This window comes from Flavobacterium luminosum (assembly GCF_023635005.1).
GTDB lineage: Bacteria > Bacteroidota > Bacteroidia > Flavobacteriales > Flavobacteriaceae > Flavobacterium > Flavobacterium luminosum.
This window is the reverse complement of record NZ_JAMLJM010000009.1, coordinates 26,267-46,195: the sequence shown is the minus strand read 5'-3', so window position 1 is coordinate 46,195 and position 19,929 is coordinate 26,267. Positions and strand designations below refer to the sequence as shown.

Below are 19,929 nucleotides of genomic sequence, written 5' to 3'. Positions count from 1 at the left end.
AAATGAAAAAGATAATAAACTACAGTATTGCAGTACTACTATTATTCATGGTGGTAATTGCTTGTAATACTAAAAATAAAGAAGACCATTCAGGACATGATATTGGGAAAGAAACTACTTTCTACACCTGTTCGATGGATCCACAAGTGAAAGAAGACAAACCCGGAAAATGTCCTATTTGTCATATGCCTTTAACTCCAATACAAAACAACGATACCAATGCAAACGAAATAAGTCTGAGCAAACAGCAAATACAACTGGGAAACATTACCACTCAAACTATTGCAGCAACACAAAACAATTTAGAACAAAGTTACACTGGAGTTCTAACAATTAATCAAGAGAAAATTAATACCATTTCAGCAAGAGCAATGGGTCGAATTGAAAAGCTATACTTTAAAACGATTGGTGATTATGTTCGTAAAAATGATGCCTTGTACTCCTTGTACAGTGAAGATATTGCAATAGCCAAACAGGATTATCTTACCGCTTACAAACAGCTTTCCATGCCGGGTGATTTTGGAAAGAACGCTCAAAATATGCTTAATGCTGCCAAGCAAAAACTGTTATTCTTTGGCTTGTCAAATTCACAAATCGAAAGTTTAAAAAGTAATAAGGTAATTTCACCCTATACAACCTTTTACAGTACCACAAGTGGTTATATTTCAGAGATAATGGCAACGGAAGGAAGTTATATGATGGAAGGTTTCGCTATAATTAAATTGGCTGATTTAAGCAATCTTTGGCTCGAAGCACAAGTAAATGTAAACTATGCAAAAAGTATTAAACTTGGACAAAATGCCAAAGTTTCTTTTACCGATTTCCCGGATAAAACGATTAATGCTGAAGTTAATTTTATCAATCCGGAAATCAATCCGGATACCCGACTGCTTTTAATACGACTGCAAGTGCCAAATCAAAATTTGGAATTAAAACCTGGTATGCAGGCCATCGTTAAATTAAACCAATCCAATATAAAAGGCCTTTTTATTCCGGTGGATGCGGTAATCAGAGAAGAAAATGCCTCTTACATCTGGATAGAAAAAAGTCCGGGAATATTTGAAAATCTTATGGTTAAAACTGGGATAGAAACCAATGGATTGATAGAAATTAAATCAGAGATTGATGCTTCAAAAAAGGTAGTAATTACTGGGGCGTATGCCATAAACAGTGAATATAAATTTAGAAAAGGTACTGACCCTATGGAAGGTATGAAGATGTAATATAAATAGTAAGGATGAACAATTTTAATCAAATAGTACAGCAGTACAAAAACGATACAGAGAGTGTTTATAATACTTGGTTTATTGATAATGACCAACGATTAAAAGCGTTCAGGACTATTCGTCGAGGAATTATTCAGGTTGTTGAAGATATTAAAAGCAAATCATTTCCAAATGATTTTAAAAACAGCAGTTTGGAATTTGTACTCAATTGTATTGCCGAGCAAAAGCAAGTTTTCGTAGGCGTTTCACATCCTTTTTATTGGAAACCAAAACTTAGAATTCCTGATATTTATGAAAATCAAACCAATAAGATTGCTTTTGGCCAATTCTTAGAAAATTGTATTAATGCAAAAAGCGAAGAGCAGGTACTCAAAGAGATTGTAAAACTGGATGACCTTAAAATAAAAGGATTAGGTCCGGCGGTTGCCAGTATTTTATATTTCTTGCATCCAACTTGGTTTCCACCTTTCAACACAGCAATTGTAAATGGTTTTAATTATTTGTTCAAGGATAAAAAAAAATTGGGGAGCTGGAGTGAATACTTAAAAATTAGAGAGACACTACTGGAAACAAATTCAAAATTCAAATCGGAACTATCCAATGATTTAGGTGCAATCGCAGGATTGTGTTTTGAAATTGGGACTCAAAAAATGCTAATAGGAAATGATGATTATCTGAGTGAAGAAGAGCGTCATAAATTCGAAAAAAACATAGTAAAACGCCAAAAAGAAATTATCGAAGAAAAAAAAGAAGATAATCTGCATAGTGAAATGCAATACCATCTATTGAAAATTGGGGCATCATTAGGATTCGATGTTACACCGGCAAGTAATGATAAAAGCAAAGCTTTCAACGGACAAAATTTTTCTTTTATCTCTATAAATAAATTCCCTGAATTACCTTGTGACAAAGACACTCAGAACACCATCAAACTCATAGATGTTTTATGGTTTGAAAAAGGAACTGACAACATTATCGGAGCATTTGAAGTAGAAAAAAGCACTAGTATTTACTCTGGGATTTTGCGTCTTTCAGATCTTTATTTCAGTATTTCTGATGGTGATGAAGTATTTTATATCATAATCCCTGACAGTCGCGAAAAAGATGTCATTCAGCAACTCAATAGACCTGTTATAAAAAATTCAAAAATGAATATTAAATACATTCTCTTTTCAGAACTAAGAACCAATTGTGATGCAATTTGCAAATTCGGTACAGACCATTCGATCATGGATAAAATAGCAAAAACAATTTAATAACTCAATGATGAAGCTACACATTAAAAATATGGTATGCAGCCGTTGCAAGATTGTGGTAAAATCAATATTTGAAAGTACAGGAATTACTCCTGTTTCAGTTGAGTTAGGTGAAGTTGAATTGAAAAATGACATTCAGGAAAGCAAAAAAAATGAATTGCTAAAAAGCCTTCGTGCAGTTGGCTTTGATTTGATTGATGATAGGAAAAGTAAAACAATCGATAAGATTAAAACATTAATCATTGATTTGGTTCAGAATAAAAACAATGATTTAAAAATAAATCTATCCGAGTTTCTCTTCCAGCATCTTCATCAAGACTATAATACCTTGAGCAACCTCTTTTCCGAAGTAGAAAACACAACAATTGAAAAATACTTCATTAATCTGAAAATTGAGAAAGTAAAAGAGTTGATCATCTATGATGAATTATCCCTAAGCCAAATAGCTTACTCTTTAAACTATAGTAGCGTTTCACATTTAAGTAATCAATTCAAAAAAGTAACCGGCTTTTCACCAACACACTTTAAGAATATAAAAACCATTAAACGAAAGCAAATCGAAGACTTATAAATCTTGCAAATCAAACCCAAAATTTTGCAAATACAAAAAGCAGTTATGATAGAAATTTGTATTAAAATAATATAAAGATGATACATACTTACAACATTACCGGAATGACTTGCGATGGTTGTCGCTCTAAAGTCGAGAAAGCATTGAATACTATTGATGGTATTGAAGCAAAAGTTTCATTAAGCCCACCAGTGGCCATAATTACTATGGACAAACACATTCCAACATCAAAGTTGCAGGAAGCACTGACGACTGTTGGAAAATACACCATAGAAATGAGCAATGATAAAACTACAGAAGATACTACAACTAATGAATCCGCTGCAAAGTCATGTTGTTCTACTCATGAGCATAATTATAAAAAAGAGGCTGTTATACCAACCAACGCCGCTGGTAAATATTATTGCCCAATGCATTGCGAAGGCGAAAAAGTCTATGACAAAGCGGGCGATTGTCCTGTGTGTGGAATGGATCTAGTCAAAGCACCTGAACTAACCGTAAACAAGACACTATATACTTGTCCAATGAATCCCGAAGTAATTAGTGAAACTCCGGGTTCCTGTCCTATATGCGGTATGGATTTAGTACCAATGGAACCAAGCGAAAGCGAAGACCAAAGGACTTATAAAGATTTGGTTAAGAAAATGAAAATAGCAGTTGTGTTTACAGTTCCCATTTTCGCCATTGCCATGATTGAAATGGCACACAATAATCCTTTATTGCAACTAATGGATGCGGACAAATGGAACTGGGTACAGCTTATTTTATCTCTTCCTGTTGTTTTTTATGCCTGTTGGGTATTTTTTGTCCGCGCCTGGAAATCAATTATTACTTGGAATCTGAATATGTTCACACTCATCGGAATTGGAACGGGAGTGGCATTTTTATTTAGTTTAGTCGGAATGTTTTTTCCGGATATTTTTCCAAGTGAATTCAAAACAGAACACGGAACTGTATTATTATACTTTGAAGCAACAACAGTTATTCTGACTTTAGTTTTGTTAGGACAATTACTCGAAGCAAGGGCACACAGCCAAACCAGCGGAGCTATCAAAGAATTATTAAAACTTGCGCCAACTGAAGCTACTTTGGTTATTGATGGCGGTGATAAAGTAATATCAATCCACGACATCAAAAAAGGCGATTTATTGAGAGTAAAACCCGGCGACAAAATCCCTGTTGACGGAAAAATAACCGATGGTGAAAGCAGTATCGATGAAGCTATGATTACTGGTGAGCCAATACCGGTTGATAAAAAGAAAGGCGATAACGTAATTTCCGGAACAATAAACGGAAACAAATCATTTGTGATGATAGCCGAAAAAGTAGGTTCCGAAACCTTGCTATCTCAAATCGTGCAAATGGTAAATGATGCCAGTCGTTCACGAGCTCCAATTCAGAAATTAGCAGATAGTATCTCCAAGTACTTTGTGCCAATTGTGGTCATTATATCGGCAATAACCTTTTTTGTTTGGGCAAAATTTGGTCCCGAACCGGCATTAGTATATGGCTTTATAAATGCTATTGCTGTATTAATTATAGCCTGTCCTTGTGCTCTGGGTCTGGCAACTCCCATGTCAGTAATGGTTGGTGTTGGCAAAGGAGCACAATCAGGCGTTTTGATAAAGAATGCTGAGGCTTTAGAGAACATGAATAAGGTTAATGTTTTAATTACCGATAAAACAGGAACCATCACCGAAGGAAAACCATCTGTCGAAAAAATTTATGCATCCAATAACAACGATAGTGACTTATTGCAAAGCATTGCTTCCTTAAACCAATATAGTGAACATCCATTGGCACAAGCTGTGGTAATTTATGCCAAAACAAAATCCATTTCTTTAATCGAAGTAAAAGATTTTGAAGCCGTTGCCGGAAAGGGTGTTATAGGAACAGTGACTAATAAAAAAGTGGCATTAGGCAATAAAAAACTAATGGAGCAAGTCAAGGCAACAGTTTCTGACGATTTAGAAAACAAAATCATTGCCGAACAAAAATTAGGAAAAACAGTCTCTTACATTGCCGTTGATAACATAGCTGTTGGTTTTGTATCTATAACAGATGCTATTAAAACTTCTAGCAAAGAAGCCATAAAAGAATTAATGAGCCAGGGTGTCGAAGTAATCATGATGACTGGTGACAATGTCAATACAGCTAAAGCAGTTGCTGATGAATTGGGATTAAAAACCTATAAAGCTGGATGCTTACCCGAAGACAAACTCAAAGAAATTAAAAAATTGCAGGCAGAAGGCAAAATTGTAGCCATGGCTGGCGATGGTATAAATGATGCGCCGGCATTGGCACAAGCCAATATAGGTATTGCAATGGGAACCGGAACGGATGTCGCCATAGAAAGCGCCAAAATCACGTTAGTCAAAGGGGATTTACAAGGCATAGTAAAAGCCAAGAATTTAAGCCACGCTGTTATGAAAAATATTAAGCAGAATTTATTTTTTGCATTTTTCTATAACGTGTTAGGTGTTCCAATTGCAGCGGGAGTTTTATATCCGCTTTTTGGAATTTTATTATCCCCAATGATAGCTGCTTTAGCAATGTCTTTCAGTTCTGTATCCGTAATCGTAAACGCGTTAAGATTAAGAAGTTTAAAACTCTAACAATAAATAATAACAAGAATGAAACTAACAAATAATATGGATAAATTCGGAACATTTGGTATGTTCTTAACAGCAATATTTTCTCCTTGTTGCTTTCCCCTTTTTGCATTTGCAGCATCAGCTTTAGGTTTAGGTAGTTTTGAGCTTTTTGGAGGATGGACAATGTGGATTTTTCAAGGTATGGTTCTAATCTCTATTATTGGTTTTTTTCTTTCCTATCGCAAACATAAATGTTTATATCCAATATTAATTGCAATTCCAAGTATGGTTATTATTTTTTACAGCTATTATTTTTGCAATAGTGAGTATCAAGTATATTTTTTATACACGGGTATGTTTGGGCTTCTTATAGCTACAATAGTTAATTATTACCAAAATAAATTAAATCAAAATTGTAAAACGTGTGGAATATATGACGGAAAAACTGTTGAATTAAAATCGACAATAACTTGTCCAAAATGTGGACACAAAAAAGATGAAATAATGCCAACAAATGCCTGTGAGTTTTTCTATGAATGTAAAAATTGCAAAACAAGATTGCGACCATTAGAAGGAGATTGTTGCGTATACTGTAGTTACGGAAGTGTAAAATGCCCGCCAATTCAAGTTGGAACTGGTTGTTGTTAAAATATAAAATATTACTTATGAAAATTAAATTATCAATTCTTATAGCATTTGCTACATTAAGTATAACTGCTCAAAATATAGTACGTTACGATTTATATGTAAGAGATACCATAGTAAACTATTCCGGAAAAGAAAAAAGAGCAATAGCAGTGAATGGTCAAATACCAATGCCTACATTAACTTTTACTGAAGGTGATATTGCAGAAATTTATGTACATAATGAGTTAGAAGAGGAAACATCATTACATTGGCATGGTTTGTTTTTGCCAAATAAAGAAGATGGAGTGCCTAATCTTACGCAAATGCCTATCAAACCGGGCACAACTCATAAATACACTTTCCCGATAATCCAAACCGGAACCCATTGGTACCATAGCCATTCGGGTTTACAGGAACAAATCGGAATGTATGGTATGTTTATTATGAATAAAAAACAAAATGACCCAACATTTAGAAAAGGAATAGATGATTTACCAACTATTCCAATAATTTTAAGTGAATGGACAGACATGAAACCAGAAAATGTACACAGGATGCTTCACAATGCAACGGATTGGTTCGCAATTAAAAAAGGAACTACTCAAAGTTATGCAGAGGCAATTCGAGGGGGGCATTTTAAAACTAAAGTTACAAACGAGTGGAAGCGTATGAACGCTATGGATGTGAGCGATGTGTATTATGACAAATTTCTAATAAATGGTAAAAATGAAAGTCAGTTATCTCAATTTAAGGCTGGCGATAAAGTACGTCTTCGGATAGCCAATGGTGGAGCATCATCATACTTTTGGTTAACCTATGCAGGAGGTAAAATTACTGTAGTGGCAAACGACGGTAATGATGTTGAACCTGTTGAAGTAGACAGACTCATCATAGCTGTTTCAGAAACATACGATATTGTAGTAACTATTCCGGCGGAAAATACTTCTTATGAATTTTTGGCAACGGCAGAAGATAGAACCAAGTCAGCATCATTATATATTGGTGGGGGTATTAGACAGTTAATATCTCCATTGCCAAAACTCAAATACTTTGAGGGAATGAAAATGATGAATGATATGATGAAAATGAATGGAGACTTGGATGATATGGGAATGCAGATGTCCTTGAACCAAATGGATATGAATGTGGTAATGTATCCTGAAATTACTGGGCAATCAGTTAAAAAGAGCGAAAATAAAAAAGACAATATGGCAATGCCTGAAAACCAATATAATAGTAATAAACTTTCTAACATTACCACTTTAAATTATGCAATGCTGAAGTCACCCACAAAAACAACTTTGCCAAAAGACGCTCCGGTAAAAGAATTGCGTTTCGAATTATCCGGTAATATGAATCGATATGTATGGAGTTTGGATAATAAAGTAGTTTCTGAAACGGACAAGATACTAATTAAAAAAGGGGAAAATGTGAGAATAATACTGCATAACGGCTCAATGATGCGGCACCCGATGCACCTACACGGTCATGATTTCAGAGTTATAAATGGGCAAGAAGAGTATGCTCCGTTAAAAAATGTCATAGATATTATGCCAATGGAAACAGATACTTTGGAATTTAACGCAAATGTTGATGGAGATTGGTTTTTTCACTGTCATATTCTGTATCACATGATGGCCGGAATGGGTAGGGTTTTTACTTATGAAAATCAAGCCCCGAATCCATTAATACCCAATCCTAAATTAGCACAGCGAAAATTATTTGCAGACGATAGGCAATTTCATCTTATGGGTGAGAATGATTTTGCCACAAACGGTCTTGATGGTGAGGCTATGCTTGGTAACACACGTTGGAGCATTGGTTCTGAGTGGAGATTAGGATATAATGACCATCACGGTTATGAAATGGAGACCCATATCGGTAGGTACATTGGAAAAATGCAATGGTTAATGCCATTTATTGGTTTTGATTGGAGATACAGAAAAATGGGTATTGATGAACATGAGAAAAATCTATTTAACCAAACAGATACCAAAGACAAGCGTGCAGTCTTCAGTGCAGGGGTTAACTATACTTTACCTATGCTTATTGTGGCACAAGCCGAAGTTTTCACTGACGGTAATTTAAGATTTCAGCTGGAACGTAAAGATATTCCAATCTCAAAGAGGCTTCGAATGGGAGTAATGTGGAATACTGATTTTGAGTATATGGCAGATTTGAGATATATTTTTACACGAAATATAAGTCTTCGCACACACTATGATAGTGATATGGGATTTGGAGCAGGAATGACTTTGAATTATTAGTTCAAAAAAAACGCTCCAGATAAATTAGGAGCGTTTTTATTAAAAATAAGTCGAAAATCCAAACTGAATACCTGCAGTTTTTGAAGGGTCATTGCCAAAAATATCCGTCTCCCAAATGTAACGGTAATTCATTCGGAAAACAGTTTGAGAGGAAGGTCTGAAACTGATTCCAGGAGTAATTGCCATAACATCATCGTGAATATTTTCGTTGGTTTCATTAAAGGTTCCAACATTATAATCGGTATATTCCATTCTGAAAGCTAAGTTTAATGTACTGTTTTGCCAACCTAAAACATCGCGTTTTAAAATGGGTTGAACGATGTCTATAAAACCACCTTTTTGTTTGGAACCAAACTGTTGCGAATAAGTGTCAGGAACATCTATATAAGCCCAAACCCATTCGGCATTAATGTAAGTTTTCCATTTCGGAACTATGGTGTTAAAATCCAAGGCGAATAAATCTACCCTGCGCTTTTTGTCAATTTGGATGCCATCTTCCTGAAATTTATTATAAACTCCTCCCATCCACGAAATACCAAATTCGCCTATTTTTCTGTGTTTTAAAGCGGTTTTTGCAGTAATCAATGGCACTCCGTTAAAATTTTCTTCAAAGCGCTCTTTATTTTCTTTGGCAGCCGGAAGCCAGGTTCTGTTCTGTGAGTTGGAGATAATTGTATCATCAAATCCGTTGGAGAAGTATCCTTCGTAAGCCCAAACCAAATTATTTTTGGCATACTTTCCGAAGATTCCGAAACCAACATTACTCCATGTCGACGGTATAATGGTGGTTGACGAAATAGGACGGTCAATAAATTCCCATTTTGGACCATCGTGATTTTGGTTAAAAGAACCTATCGGATTCATAATAATACCACCACGTAAATTGAATAGCGGGTGTAACTCTACATCAAGCGATGCAAATTCAATGTTTATTTCTTTTCCGCCTTCTTCAAACTCTATTTCTGATAAGAATTTGATTCGGTTCTTAATGGTTGACGATACAAAAAGCGTCATTCTCGGCATTTGGAACGACATGCCTTCTGTGATTCCGTTAGTAGCGAAATAGCTTGTATTAGCTTCAACATATCCACCTATTGAAATGGGTAATTTGCCTAATTTCAAAAACGGACGGGCATACACAGCATCCATATTCAAAGCTAATTTTGTGGTGTCTTTTTGTGTGGTTACAACTTTTGTAGAATCAACTTGAGCTTGTATAGAATAATTTAAAAGTAAAGTTAATGCAGCTATGTAGAGTAATTTCATTTTAGGATAATTCAATGTAAATGTTTTGTGTATCAGTTTGTACTTTAAATGCGGTTAATTGTTGCTCTGCGGGTCCTTGTATAACATCGCCGTTTTTTCCAAATTCACTTCCATGTGCCGAGCAGGTTAGTACATCGCCATTAACGGTGAGTTCGGCTCCTTGATGGGAACATCGCAGTAAAAGTGCGGTGTAAGTATCGTTCAGATTTTTGTAAATGATAATCGGGTAGTTGATACCTTCCACTTTACTCACAACATAATTTCGGTATCGGGTTGAATCTTTCTCAGTAATCTCAAATTCTTTTTTAGAAAGAATCAGTTGATTGTTTTTGATAGTAGAAGTCGCATAATGAGTAGTGCCACAACTTTGCATCATGCCTGATAATCCCAATACACCCAAACAGGAAAAACCACAAATCTTTAGAAATTCTTTTCTGTCCATACTATAAACTTTCAATAAATTTCACAAGCTTTTGCTTTTCCCCCGTTGTTAATTGCTGGTATGAATTTTTACTGTTCAATGCTTCTCCACCGTGCATTAAAATTGCCTGTTCAATACTTCTGGCTCTTCCGTCGTGTAATAGGAAATATTGTCCCCCTTGCGATTTTTTAGCCAAACCAATTCCCCATAAAGGCGGTGTTCTCCATTCGCTTGTCTGGGCCTGTCCTTCGGTATAACCATCATCCAATCCACTTTCCATATCGTGTAAAAGCAAATCAGTGTATGGATAAAAAGTCTTATTAGCCAATCCTGCGATGTCACTGTTTGGTGTTGTCCATTGTGGTTTATGGCATTCGGCACATTTTAAATTTGAGAATAAAGCTTCTCCAGCTTGCACTTCAGCATCGTTCTGATTTCTTCGTAATGGAGCTTTTAACGTTCTTAAATAAAACACTACATTGTTTACAGTTCTGTTTGAAACTTCTGGGTCAATATCTAACCCCGAGTAAGTATCTCTTGGTGAAAATGAAGAAGTAATTCCCATATCCTGATTGTACGCATTTACAGTTTGATGCAATAAATCAATGGCTGCCGCTTTTTTACCGAAACGACCAATATATTTTCCGTTATTTTCCTGATGAAACCATTTAGGTGAAAAGAAAGAAGGAGGTGTGATATAATTTGGTACACCTGAAATGCCGTCATTGTTACTGTCGAATGGGTCGGCAATTGCTAAAATCTGTGCATCGGTTAAGGCTGCTAAAAACCCTAAACCGGTATTGGCGGGAGGCATAAACTTAGCAGATGAAGCACCGCTCGGAATCTGTTCAGGTAAGTAACCCGGTAAAGCTCTGTTTTGTAATTGTGGTGCGCCCAAGTGCATGAATTGGTTACCCGATACGTCCGATTGTCCAAAGCGGGTTAGCGTTGTAAAAGGGTGACCTTTGCCATCTCCGGCATGACATGATACACAGCTTGTTGCTACAAATAAGGGGCCTAATCCAGTTTCTGCCGTAAATACTTGCTCATTAAAAGCCACATCACCTTCTAAGAATTCTAAACTTTCCGATGAAGACAATCCGTCAATCGGACCGTCTAAAATATCTTCCATTTCGGGTTCTTGTGTTAAAATGTCTTCGCAGGAAGTAGTCATAAATAATGATAATCCGATGATTATTAAAATTAGACAAATGTTATTTTTCATATATTGTTATTCTAAATATAAATTTAGACAAAACTAAAAAAATATTTCGAATCGCATCAATTTGAATTAAAAAAATTATTCAAACCTAAAACCATATAAATTTTATTACTATTTTTACACTCGTGAAATGGTTAAACATCATATTGTCAATTTACTTAATTGCTTTGGCGTCTATGCCTTGTGCTGATATGGAAATAAACAGCGCAGGACATTCTATGGAAGCACATCAAGCCAATCACGATACCCATTCACATGATAAAAGTAAAGATTTGTGTTCTCCATTTTGTGTCTGTAATTGTTGTGGCGCACAAATTTTGAGTTATTTCCCTTCAATCAGTTACGATTTTCCTTTAATTTCTTCGGTTATTAAAACCAAAGAACCTTTTTATACCTCTGTTTTTGCTTCCGATTTTTACGGAAGTATCTGGCAACCTCCTCAAATAGCATAATGATGCCCGAGTAATTTCGGGTTAGAAAGTTGTGGCTATCCCACAAATAGAAGCAAAAGCAATTTTGCTTATTTTCTAATTCATTATAATATTTCATGTTAGACAAAATCATACAATTCAGTATAAAGAATAAATTCATTATACTATTATTAACCCTAGTGCTGATAGCTTGGGGCAGTTATTCAGTTAAAAATTTACCGCTTGATGCTTTGCCTGATGTTACCAATAATCAGGTGCAAATCATTACTACGGCTCCAACTCTTGCCAGTCAAGAGGTAGAGCAATTAATCACTTATCCGCTTGAACAAGCCGTAAAAACAATCCCAAAAGTAATTGAACTTCGTAGTATTTCTCGTTTTGGGCTTTCGGTGGTTACTGTCGTATTTAAAGACGATGTAGATATTTACTGGGCAAGAGAGCAAATATTTCAACGGTTAAAACAAGCCGAAGAAAATATACCAAAATATGCAGGTTCGCCTGAGTTAGCGCCAATATCAACAGGCCTAGGTGAAATTTATCAATATGATGTTTATGCTAAAAAAGGATATGAGGATAAATACGATGCCATTAAGTTAAGAACCATTCAGGATTGGATTATTATTCCGCAGCTACAGGGGGTGGAAGGTGTTGCTGAAGTAAGTACTTGGGGTGGTAAATTAAAGCAGTACGAAATTGCAGTAAATCCAAACACACTCAATAGTCTTGGGGTGACAATTACTGAAATTTTTGAAGCACTCGAAAAAAACAATCAAAATACTGGTGGTGCTTATATCGAAAAAGACCAATACGCCTATTTTATTCGTGGGGTAGGTATGGCATCAGGAGTTAATGATTTAGAGAAGGTTGTAATTAAAAACCGTAATGGGGCACCAGTTTTAGTTAGAGATGTTGCAACGGTTAGAGAAGGTATCGCATTGCGTTATGGTGCATCGACAAAAGACGGTAAAGGTGAAATCGTATCAGGCTTAGCCCTAATGCTAAAAGGTGAAAATTCAAGTGCTGTTGTTGATAGAGTAAAAGAGAAAATGGTTCAAATCAACAAAACACTTCCCGAAGGTGTGGTGGCTGAAGCATTTATCGATAGAGGTAAATTAGTTGATAATGCTGTGGGAACGGTTACTAAAAACCTTTTGGAAGGAGCTTTAATTGTGATTTTTGTATTGATATTGTTTCTTGGTAATCTTCGTGCCGGATTAATTGTAGCCTCAGTGATTCCATTATCAATGCTTTTTGCAGTAATTCTAATGAATCATTTTGGTGTCAGTGGAAACTTAATGAGTTTAGGAGCCATCGATTTTGGTATTATTGTCGATGGTGCAGTAATTATTGTCGAAGCCACAATGCACCATTTGCAGAAGCTTAAAAGGCAAAAGAATTTAACCCAAGCCGAAATGGATAGCGAAGTATATAAATCGGCTTCTAAAATCCGTAATAGTGCAGCTTTTGGAGAAATTATAATTCTAATTGTTTATCTACCGATATTAGCATTAGTAGGTACAGAAGGTAAAATGTTCAAACCAATGGCTATGACGGTTGGCTTTGCAGTAATTGGAGCATTTGTATTATCATTAACCTATGTGCCAATGATGAGTGCAATGTTTTTATCGAAAAATACGGAGCATAAGCAAAACTTCAGTGATAAAATGATGGCGTGGTTTGAGAAAGTATATACACCATTTTTAGAAAAAGCATTACGATTAAAAAAATCAGTTTTAGCTATTTCATTAGGGTTGTTTGTTTTAGCGGTTGTGACTTTTCAAAATATGGGTGGCGAATTTATTCCAACCATCGAGGAAGGAGATTTAGCCATTAATGCTACCATTATGACAGGAAGCTCACTTACTCAAATGGTCGAAACAACAACAAAATATGAAAAAATATTAAAAGCAAAATTCCCTGAAATAAAAACCATTGTAACAAAAATTGGAAGTGGAGAAATTCCAACCGACCCAATGCCTATTGAAAGTGGAGATTTGATTATTGTACTGAAGGATAAAAGCGAATGGACTTCTGCCGATAATTGGGAAGATTTAGCCAATTTAATGAAAGAAGAAATGGAAGCTATTCCCGGAGCGAATATAGAAATATCCCAACCTATTCAAATGCGCTTTAATGAATTAATGACGGGAAGTCGAAGCGATATAGCAATCAAAATTTTTGGGGACGATTTAGAAGTTTTAGATACAAAAGCCAAAGAATTGATTTCAAAGGTGAATAAAATTGAAGGTATTGGTGATTTAAAAGCAGATAAAGTAACGGGACTTCCTCAAATTACAATCAAATATGATTACAATAAAATTGCATTATACGGCTTAAATATTGTTGACATCAATCAAATTATTCGTTCCTCATTTGCAGGTGAAAGTGCGGGTAAAATCTACGAGCAAAGCAAACGATTTGACGTAGTGGTTCGTATGAATGAAGCCAATAGAAGTGATATAACCGATGTAAGTAATTTATTTATTCCATTGCCAAACGGTCAACAAGTACCGCTTTCTCAAGTAGCAACAATAAGCTATGAACAAGGGCCTGTACAAGTATCTCGTGAAGATGGGAAGCGAAGAATTACCGTAGGTTTAAATGTGCGTGGTCGTGATATTAAAAGTGTTGTTGAGGAAATTCAACAAAAATTAGAAACCAATTTTAAGCTTCCTGCGGGCTACTATGTTACGTATGGAGGTCAATTTGAAAATTTAATTGAAGCTAACAAACGTCTTTCGGTAGCTCTCCCAATTGCTTTAGGATTAATTATGGTGTTACTGTTTTTTACATTCAATAGTGTGAAACAAGCAGGGTTAATTTTTACAGCCATTCCATTATCAGCTATCGGTGGTGTTTTTGCATTGTGGCTACGAGGGATGCCTTTCAGTATTTCGGCAGGAATTGGATTTATAGCCTTGTTTGGTATCGCAGTTTTAAACGGAATTGTATTAATATCCTATTTCAACCAACTCAAAACAGAAGGAATAACAGACCCATTACAACGGGTTTTAATTGGAACAAAAACAAGATTACGACCTGTTTTAATGACAGCTGCCGTTGCCTCATTAGGATTCTTACCAATGGCATTATCAACCAGTGGCGGTGCAGAGGTGCAAAAACCATTGGCAACTGTAGTTATCGGTGGATTATTTTCGGCAACATTACTTACATTAATCGTGTTGCCAATACTTTATTTATTATTTGAAAACGGAATCAAAATGAAAAAATTCAAAAAGCCGGAACCATTTGTAACAATGCTGGCTATAATGTTGAGTAGTGTTGCTTTTTCGCAGAGTAATCCAATTACACTGGAACAGGCAATCATAATGGCTAAAAAAAATAATATTGATTTAAAAATTGCCGATAAGGAAATTGAAAAACAAACGGTTCTAAAAAAGGCAGCTTTCCAAGTTGACCCTTTGCAGGTGCAATACCAAGGAGGGCAGTTTAATAGTGTTGATTATGACCATAATGTTACTATTCAACAATATTTCCCTATTGGAAAAATTACAAAAGCTAATAGAGAACTACAAGGAGAATTGGCAAAATTGGCGGAAAAACGAAAAGCATTATCTGAATATGAAATTGAAAAAGCTGTAACACTTGCTTATTATCAATATTTGTATGGGACTTCCATTCAAAAGTTGAATAATGAACTGAATGATATTTATACCAAGTTTTTAAAAAATGCTGAATTGCGTTTCAATACTGGTGAAAGTGGCAATATTGAAGTTATAAGTGCCAAAGCCAAAGTAAAAGAAATTGAAACTCAAAAAGCACAGTTAGAATATGATTTGGTTGTATATCAAAAACAATTGCAATACTTCGTTCAAACAGAAGAAAGTATTGTGCCAGATACTAATACATCATTGCAATATTCAAATGTAGCAACTGCAAATAATGATAAGCTGCAAGGATTAGTAAACGATTATTATACACAACAAATTTCTGTTTTTCAAAAAGAAGCCAATATTTTCAAAGCATTGCGGGCACCAAAACTGGGATTGGGTTATTTTGCACAAACCATTGATACGAAATCCTTGTTTCAAGGATTTATAGCAGGATTGCAAATTCCATTGTTTGGCGGTGTAAATAGAACTCGTGCAAAAGCATCCGAGATAAGTATTTCCCAAGCTCAATTAGAATTAGACAAAAGCAAATTGGCTTTGAAATTGCAGAAAGAAGAACTTCAAAATGAGTTTGAGAAACAGAAAAAAGCAGTAGTATATTACCAAAACGAAGGATTGCAATATGCTAACCAAATTATTGCAACGGCACAAAAGAGTTATGCCAATGGTGATATGAGTTATTGGTCGTACATCAGTTTCTTAAATCAGGCAATCGATATAAAAAAGCAAAATGCAGAAGCAATAAACGCTTACAATCAAAGTGCAATTCAATTGCAATTTCCGTCATTTTCTAATAATTAATAGTATTCCAAATGAAAAATATAATAATGAATAACAATTTAATCGCAAGGTTCAAAATTAATTTCTTGTTTCTTGTCTCTTGCTTCCTGTTTCTAACATCTTGTGGCGAAAAGAAAGCCGAAGAAGCACATGAAGAAGAAAAGTCAGAAAACGAAGTAGCTTTAACAGAAGCACAGTTTAAAACTATCGGAATTGAAACAGGTAGTATTGAAATGAAAAATCTTAATACAGTTATTAAAGCCAATGGCTATACGGCGGTTCCTCCACAAAATATGGCAAACGTATCTACGTTAATTGGTGGTGTAGTCAAAGATATTTATGTTTTGGAAGGTACATTTGTTTCAAAAGGTAAAACATTGGCAACCATTCAAAACCTTGAAGTTACAGAAATGCAGGAGGATTATAATTCGGCTATTGCTAACATTGAATACTTGCAATTAGAGTACAATCGTCAAAAAACATTGAGCGATGAAAATGTAAATCCCCGTAAAACATTTCAAGAAGTAAAATCGAAATTAGCAGTAGAAAAAGCAAGAGCACAGGCAGCAAAAAATAAGTTGCAGGCATTAAATGTCAGTTTAAGCGGAAATAGTTCGTTAATACCTATTGTTTCCCCTATAAGTGGTTATGTGGGTAAAATTAGCATAACCAAAGGAGCATTTGCAGAAACAGGCATAACACTTTTTGAAGTAGTTGATAACAGCCAAATGCACTTAGACTTAAATGTTTTTGAAAAAGATTTAGGTAAAATTTCTGTGGGTCAGGAAGTTGACTTCGTATTAACCAATCAATCAAATAAGTCCATCAAAGGTAAAATATTTGGAATCAATAAATCTTTTTCTAACGAAAGTAAAACGGTTGCGGTTCATGCAAAGATTAATCCAAGTGATGCAAAAGATTTAATTTCAGGAATGTATGTAGCTGCTAATATCAATATCACTAATCAAACTGTACAGGCATTGCCTAAAGATGCCATAGTTAGAAATGGTGATAAATATTACATCTATATTCAGGAAGAGCATCAAGAGAAATCACCAAAAACTAAAGCAGAAGACCATAAACACGAAGAGGGTGAAGCGCATACAGAACACGCCGAAGGAGAAGAAGAAGGACACAACGAAATTCACTTCAAAACAATTGAAGTTGTGCCGGGAACCACAGATTTAGGTTATACTGAAGTGAAATTTGTAACAACAATTCCAAATGATGCAAAAATTGTTATCAAAGGCGCATTCTATTTATTAGCTACTTCAAAAGGTGGCGGAGAACATGAGCATTAATGCCAGATTACAAATCTTGAAATAATTAGTATGAAACATCAGCATAAATATGACGAAAGTGGTAAACAACTTTGTTGTACACTGGAAGAAAAAATTAGCCTTAAAAGTGAGAAACATTCTGATGATGACGGACATAATCATGAGCATTCACATGAAAGCGAAAGTACTTTTAAAATGTTTATTCCGGCAATCATAAGTTTTACTTTGTTACTTATAGCCATTGGTTTTGATAATTATTTTCTGCAAGAATGGTTTTCCGGTTGGGTTCGTATAGGTTGGTATATTGTAGCATATCTACCTGTAGGGTTACCTGTGGTAAAAGAAGCTATAGAAAGTATGCGCAAAGGCGAAATATTTTCAGAGTTTCTATTAATGAGTATTGCCACAATTGGTGCATTTGCCATTGGTGAATTTCCTGAAGGTGTAGCGGTAATGCTCTTTTATGCTATTGGAGAAATATTTCAAACATTAGCGGTAACAAGAGCCAAAGCCAATATAAAAACCTTACTAGACCAACGTCCCGATGAAGTAAACATTGTTGAAGGAAATGTAGTCATAACAGTAAAAGCCGAAGACGTACAAATTGGCACAATCATTCAGTTAAAACCAGGAGAGAAATTAGGTCTGGATGGCGAATTACTTTCGGAAACGGCATCGTTTAATACAGCGGCACTTACAGGAGAAAGCAAACCCGATACAAAAAGCAAAGGAGAGACTGTTTTAGCGGGAATGATTAATTTAAATACCGTTTCACAAGTAAAAGTCACTACAGCATATACAGATAGTAAGTTGAGTAAAATTTTAGAACTGGTTCAAAATGCCACTGCACAAAAAGCACCAACCGAATTATTCATCAGAAAGTTTGCCAAAATCTATACGCCAATTGTAGTGTTTTTAGCTGTTGCCATTTGTGTTTTACCGATGTTGTTTGTGGCTGATTATGTGTTTAGTGATTGGTTGTACAGAGCGTTGGTTTTCTTGGTTATTTCTTGTCCTTGTGCGTTGGTTATCAGTATTCCGTTGGGTTATTTTGGCGGAATCGGTGCAGCGAGTAAAAACGGTATCCTGTTCAAAGGAAGTAACTTTCTCGATGTAATGGCAAACATCCAAAACGTAGTAATGGATAAAACCGGAACAATGACCGAAGGTGTTTTCAAAGTTCAGGAAGTGGTAATCAAACCGGAATTCAATAAAGAGGAAATTCTGCGAATGGTTAATGCGCTTGAAGGACAAAGTACCCATCCGGTTGCCACTGCCATACATCAATTTGTTGGAGCAATCGATAGTTCGATAATTTTACAAAATACCGAAGAAATATCAGGACACGGATTAAAAGCGACTGTAAACGGAAAAGAATTATTGGTTGGTAATTTTAAACTGATGGATAAGTTTTCGATAGTGTATGATATTGATCCGTCAAGTATTGTTTATACTTTAATTGCGATTGCCTACGATTCTAAATTTGTTGGATATATTACTATTGCAGATAGTATAAAAGAAGATGCACAAATCACTATTAACAAACTAAAATTTTTAGGAGTAAAAACCACTATGTTAAGTGGTGACAAAAACACAGTTGTTCAGTTTGTAGCATCAAAATTAGGTATTGCAAATGCCTTTGGTGATTTACTTCCTGAAGACAAGGTAAACAAGGTAAAAGAAATTAAAGCTAAAAACGAAACTGTTGCCTTCGTGGGTGATGGCGTTAATGATGCTCCTGTAGTTGCTCTGAGTGATGTAGGTATTGCAATGGGAGGTTTAGGAAGTGATGCCACAATTGAAACAGCAGATGTGGTTATTCAGGACGATAAACCAAGCAAAATTCCTATGGCGATAAATATTGGTAAACAAACCAAGAAAATAGTTTGGCAAAATATCGGTTTAGCATTTACGATAAAGGCAATAGTTCTAATTCTTGGAGCAGGTGGTTTAGCCACCATGTGGGAAGCCGTTTTTGCGGATGTAGGCGTGGCTTTGTTGGCTATTCTTAACGCAGTTCGTATTCAGAGAATGAAATTTTAGTGTTAGTTATATAATTCGAAAAAAGAGGTGTTTGCTGTAAAGAGTAAGCATCTTTTTTTTGTGTAAAAGTCATTACCTCATTCAGCTGCACAAAAACCGTCTTTAGTCCAGGTATTCCTAAAGCCGCTTCTTTGTTTGCTTCATTTCGTTAATTTCCTTTACTAAAAGGATAACCGTTTTTTATTTATTACATGGAATAATTTGCCACCCCTTAAAAAAATTACTGTCACAGTTTTTGGATCAAAAACACTTACGCTTCGCAACTTGTGCCAGTAATTTTTTTTCCCAAGCTGTGTTACATAATGCAGTCTTA

General features: G+C 35.3%; 13 protein-coding genes and 1 pseudogene. 11 read left to right on the top strand and 3 right to left on the bottom strand.

Going from position 1 to position 19,929, the window contains the following annotated elements; genetic code table 11:
* The first annotated feature begins 2 nt into the window (after positions 1 to 2).
* The 7 genes and pseudogenes from NAT50_RS10735 (at position 3) to NAT50_RS10705 (ending at position 8,541) form a co-directional block, all read left to right on the top strand.
* Positions 3 to 1,223, top strand: coding sequence for an efflux RND transporter periplasmic adaptor subunit (locus NAT50_RS10735; RefSeq protein ID WP_250593226.1), 1,221 nt, complete (start codon positions 3 to 5; stop codon positions 1,221 to 1,223).
* Positions 1,224 to 1,237: 14 nt separating this feature from the next.
* A complete protein-coding gene (locus NAT50_RS10730; protein ID WP_250593225.1) occupies positions 1,238 to 2,482 on the top strand; it encodes a hypothetical protein in 1,245 nt (414 codons plus the stop codon).
* Between the two features lie 10 nt (positions 2,483 to 2,492).
* Entirely contained in the window at positions 2,493 to 3,053 is a 561-nt protein-coding gene (locus NAT50_RS10725) for a helix-turn-helix domain-containing protein (RefSeq protein WP_250593224.1), read from the top strand.
* Between the two features lie 77 nt (positions 3,054 to 3,130).
* Positions 3,131 to 5,668 (top strand): heavy metal translocating P-type ATPase, encoded by a 2,538-nt coding sequence (locus NAT50_RS10720; RefSeq protein ID WP_250593223.1) that lies wholly within the window; start codon positions 3,131 to 3,133, stop codon positions 5,666 to 5,668.
* Between the two features lie 18 nt (positions 5,669 to 5,686).
* Positions 5,687 to 6,025, top strand: a pseudogene (locus NAT50_RS10715) (MerC domain-containing protein); the annotation flags it as partial.
* A gap of 51 nt (positions 6,026 to 6,076) precedes the next feature.
* Positions 6,077 to 6,295, top strand: coding sequence for a GDCCVxC domain-containing (seleno)protein (locus NAT50_RS10710; RefSeq protein WP_250593281.1), 219 nt, complete (start codon positions 6,077 to 6,079; stop codon positions 6,293 to 6,295).
* A gap of 17 nt (positions 6,296 to 6,312) precedes the next feature.
* Positions 6,313 to 8,541 (top strand): multicopper oxidase family protein, encoded by a 2,229-nt coding sequence (locus NAT50_RS10705; protein WP_250593222.1) that lies wholly within the window; start codon positions 6,313 to 6,315, stop codon positions 8,539 to 8,541.
* A gap of 39 nt (positions 8,542 to 8,580) precedes the next feature.
* On the opposite strand, the gene NAT50_RS10700 is transcribed toward NAT50_RS10705, so the two are convergent.
* The 3 genes from NAT50_RS10700 to NAT50_RS10690 are packed head-to-tail and all read right to left on the bottom strand — an operon-like array spanning position 8,581 to position 11,453.
* Complete coding sequence (locus NAT50_RS10700) at positions 8,581 to 9,807, bottom strand: hypothetical protein (RefSeq protein ID WP_250593221.1); 1,227 nt, start codon at positions 9,805 to 9,807, stop codon at positions 8,581 to 8,583.
* A gap of 1 nt (position 9,808) precedes the next feature.
* A complete protein-coding gene (locus NAT50_RS10695) occupies positions 9,809 to 10,249 on the bottom strand; it encodes a Rieske (2Fe-2S) protein (protein ID WP_250593220.1) in 441 nt (146 codons plus the stop codon).
* Position 10,250: 1 nt separating this feature from the next.
* Positions 10,251 to 11,453 (bottom strand): di-heme oxidoredictase family protein, encoded by a 1,203-nt coding sequence (locus NAT50_RS10690; protein ID WP_250593219.1) that lies wholly within the window; start codon positions 11,451 to 11,453, stop codon positions 10,251 to 10,253.
* 122 nt (positions 11,454 to 11,575) lie between these two features.
* On the opposite strand from NAT50_RS10690, the gene NAT50_RS10685 reads away from it, so the two are divergent.
* From NAT50_RS10685 to NAT50_RS10670, 4 genes are all read left to right on the top strand, one after another.
* Entirely contained in the window at positions 11,576 to 11,902 is a 327-nt protein-coding gene (locus NAT50_RS10685) for a DUF6660 family protein (protein WP_317236681.1), read from the top strand.
* Between the two features lie 95 nt (positions 11,903 to 11,997).
* Positions 11,998 to 16,314, top strand: a complete 4,317-nt coding sequence (locus NAT50_RS10680; protein WP_250593217.1) for a CusA/CzcA family heavy metal efflux RND transporter — start codon at positions 11,998 to 12,000, stop codon at positions 16,312 to 16,314.
* A gap of 11 nt (positions 16,315 to 16,325) precedes the next feature.
* The gene (locus NAT50_RS10675) at positions 16,326 to 17,594 is read left to right on the top strand and encodes an efflux RND transporter periplasmic adaptor subunit (RefSeq protein WP_250593216.1); all 1,269 of its coding nucleotides are present in this window, start codon (positions 16,326 to 16,328) and stop codon (positions 17,592 to 17,594) included.
* A gap of 30 nt (positions 17,595 to 17,624) precedes the next feature.
* Positions 17,625 to 19,616 (top strand): heavy metal translocating P-type ATPase, encoded by a 1,992-nt coding sequence (locus NAT50_RS10670; protein WP_250593215.1) that lies wholly within the window; start codon positions 17,625 to 17,627, stop codon positions 19,614 to 19,616.
* Positions 19,617 to 19,929: the final 313 nt, after the last annotated feature.